Origin of the sequence: uncultured Nostoc sp. (assembly GCF_964245445.1) — a bacterium.
Classification (GTDB): domain Bacteria; phylum Cyanobacteriota; class Cyanobacteriia; order Cyanobacteriales; family Nostocaceae; genus Nostoc.
In genome coordinates this window covers 1-3,216 of the sequence record NZ_CAXTNE010000468.1, presented here as the reverse complement: position 1 = coordinate 3,216, position 3,216 = coordinate 1, and the positions used below count along the sequence as shown (strand labels likewise).

Sequence of the window (3,216 nt, the reverse complement as noted above, 5' to 3'; positions counted from 1 at the left end):
CCCCCTGCCCCCTGCCTCTTAGGTACTTTACCAAACACCTCTTTAATTGTTTCCAAGGTATTTGCAGTATGAAAATCTCCAACAATTACTAAGACGGCATTATCGGGACTGTAAAAATTGCGGTAATATTTCTGTACCTGCTCAACCTCAAATTTCTCGACATCAGCTTTAGTGCCACCTACAGGCAATCCATAAGCATGATTGGGAAACACCGCCTGCATGACGGCGCGGTTGAGGCGATATTCTGGGCTATTTTCGTAACCCTGCAACTCGGAAATTACTACCCGCTTCTCATTCGCCAGTTGTTCTGGCTCAATCTGGGAATTTTGCATTCTGTCTGCTTCCAGCACTAAGAGCGCTTTCAGCTTGTTTCGTTCAACAGTACCGTAATATGCAGTTTGATCGTAGCTGGTGAAAGCATTGGAATCACTACCTAAAGCACTAAACAAACGGCCAAATTGAATTGGACGGTTTAGAGTACCTTTAAACATCATGTGTTCCAACTGGTGGGCAATGCCATTCACGCCCGGTTCTTCGTTGCGTGAGCCAACCTTATACCACACCTGCACCGTCACTACTGGCGCAGTATGCACTTCCTTTGTCAGCACAGTTAGACCATTCTCCAGCACTGTCTTACGGACATTTTGTGTCAGTGTTGAGGGCATTATTCTTTTTGCTAGCAAGGTTGATTGATATTTTTCTTTGTTAGATATGGCTGCATGTCGGCTATGAGCAGGTTTATTGCTTAACAAAAAAACTGCTACTAGCCATAAGCTTAAAAATAATAATGGCAAGGGATATTTATAAAATCTGGAAAATCCATACATGTATTTAGCAGATTATGTAAATTAAATTACATAGTTATTTTGGAAAGTGACGATAGTTTAATCTGTCCAAAAAATCTGTTGCCTCAGTAACAATACAGAAAAACAATATATTAGCAATAAAGGTAATAAAAAAGCTAAATTATGGGAGTTTTGCTAAAATCCGAATGAATTCCAGAGGTAAGCCATCAGTATCAGCGATGAAAGCCACTTCGTAAATGCGATCGCCTATTTGCTGTTGTGTCGGTTCTAAAAGTACTTTCAACGGTTGTAATTCTTCGGGTTGACTCTCAGTCGCCAGCAATACACGCTCTTGCAAATTTGTCAACCAATTAGGTAAATCTGGTGTAATCTCAGTTAAATCGAACGATAGATGATAATACCCAACATAATGCTCGTCATTAAAGGCATCTGGGGCTGGTTTTGGTTCGGGAATTTGGATCAGTTCAATTCTGCCGCCCAATCCTTCCATCCAGCAAGCTAGGGTGTAGCCTGTAGTAAAGCGTTCCGAAATTGTAAACCCTAAATGTTCGTAGAAAGCGATCGCTCGATGAATATTGGCAGTCCGAATAGAAGCGTGGTGCATAATTAGTCCTTAGTCCTTAGTCATTAGTCATTTGTCCTTTGTTATTCACTAATGACAAATGACTAATGACAAATGACCATTACTCAAACAACCTGAAATAAGGGTAGCGTATAGGGACGCCAGGTTCTTTTTCCAAGTCAAAATTAATTACTTCCCAACAGGGATCATCTGAGGTGTCGGGGCTAAACTCCACGGGTAAGCCGTATAAACGCGCAGCAGTAGCTTCTGGTTGTCCAGAACGCCAAGGTGTGCTGCGTTCCAAGTAGCCACTCATCAATTCCTGATAGCGCCGAGCAATAATTACTCTTGTTGCTCGAAAGCCTTGGGTATAGAGCTTATCTAATGCTTCGTGAATTTCAAAGCGAATACCATCGGGATGAGTATGCTGTCTATACCATTCACTATTCCACCTCCGCCAATGACGCCCCGATTGCAAATGGATTAACTCTCCATTTTTAGGATTAGCTTCAAACGCGCCATGACGCGTACACAAATAGGTATCTGTTAATGTCAGCGCCGGAATAGTCTGGCGACAATGGGGACACTGTATTTCAGGCCCAAACATCGGGTACTGCAAGCCTGGGTTCATCATGAAGTGCGTACAAACATAATTTTGTCTTCACCAGCGCTAGTGTATTGTATTATACACTTTGGCTCCATCACTTTGGGTTACTTGGTCACTGCTGCACAGACACGGAGTTGCGGCAGCAACAATGCTCACTAGTGTTTTCCTCAGTGTAGAGGCTTGACGCTGTGATATCCTAGTTGTGCAACCAGCCTCAAAGGTTGGAGTTTCTCCAGTGTTCCTGGGTACCATATTCATATTCTATCGTGTCTACCGCTTCTTACTGGACATCTCCTGATTTTTCTCAAGCTGCCTTCATCGCAGCCAACGCTGTTGTTATGGGTTCGGTAAATATAGCAGCAGGGGTAAGCATTTGGTATGGAGCAGTGGTTAGGGGAGATGTGGAACGCATTGAAATTGGCGAATGCACAAATATTCAGGATGGTGCAATTTTACATGGCGATCCTGGTTTTCCCACAATTTTAGAAGATCATGTCACTGTAGGACATCGCGCTGTGATACATTCCGCTTACATTGAGCGTGGAAGTTTGATTGGCATAGGCGCAGTAATTTTAGACGGGGTAAGAGTGGGCGCTGGTAGCATTATCGGTGCTGGTGCAGTGGTAACTAAAAATGTACCGCCTTTGTCCCTAGTTGTCGGTATTCCTGGCAAAATATTACGCCAAGTAACAGATGTTGAAGCCGCAGAACTGATTGAACACGCCCAACGTTACCAAAAGTTAGCTTTAGTTCATGCTGGTAAGGGTACTGATATTGGTTTTAGCAAGGCTTAGGAAATGGGGAAGAAGCAGGGGAGCAGGGAGCAGGGAGCAGAGGAGAAGTTGCAGTAAGTTTTTCTCCTCTGCCCCCCGCACCCCGCCCCTCTGCCTAATTTCCAATATCCAATGCCCAATAATTTAATCATTCTTTACATATCTACTTGGAAAAGTTGCCCACTTCAGCTAAAAATAAAAATGAGAGCAGTTGACAAAACTTTAATTTCTACTTAAGAGAGGGGTTCTAGATATGGATATCGATTACCGTATAGCGATCGTTTTAGCACCAGTTGTCATTGCTGCTAGCTGGGCAGTGTTTAATATTGGCGCTGCGGCTTTAAGACAAATTCAAGGCTTTTTGGATAGAGAAGCTTAAATTCGGCTTAATATCATCAATCTTCAATCGGCTGTTTCTCTTCATAGAGGCAGTCGATTTTATTCATAATGATTAATTGAGCATGGTGC

At 43.0% G+C, this 3,216-nt stretch carries 5 protein-coding genes; 2 read left to right on the top strand and 3 right to left on the bottom strand.

Annotated features, from left to right (window positions below; all coding sequences use genetic code 11):
- The 3 genes from ACFE90_RS37335 to ACFE90_RS37325 all read right to left on the bottom strand — a co-directional run.
- On the bottom strand, positions 1-665 hold a 665-nt coding region (locus ACFE90_RS37335; RefSeq protein ID WP_375507266.1), incomplete at its 3' end, for a M16 family metallopeptidase.
- Positions 666-966: 301 nt separating this feature from the next.
- Complete coding sequence (locus ACFE90_RS37330) at positions 967-1,410, bottom strand: VOC family protein (RefSeq protein ID WP_375507265.1); 444 nt, start codon at positions 1,408-1,410, stop codon at positions 967-969.
- A 79-nt stretch (positions 1,411-1,489) separates the two neighbouring features.
- Complete coding sequence (locus ACFE90_RS37325) at positions 1,490-2,002, bottom strand: TIGR02652 family protein (RefSeq protein ID WP_375507264.1); 513 nt, start codon at positions 2,000-2,002, stop codon at positions 1,490-1,492.
- Between the two features lie 239 nt (positions 2,003-2,241).
- On the opposite strand from ACFE90_RS37325, the gene ACFE90_RS37320 reads away from it, so the two are divergent.
- A complete protein-coding gene (locus ACFE90_RS37320; protein ID WP_375507263.1) occupies positions 2,242-2,769 on the top strand; it encodes a gamma carbonic anhydrase family protein in 528 nt (175 codons plus the stop codon).
- A 232-nt stretch (positions 2,770-3,001) separates the two neighbouring features.
- Entirely contained in the window at positions 3,002-3,127 is a 126-nt protein-coding gene (locus tag ACFE90_RS37315; protein ID WP_012411301.1) for a photosystem II protein Y, read from the top strand.
- The last annotated feature ends 89 nt before the right edge of the window (positions 3,128-3,216 follow it).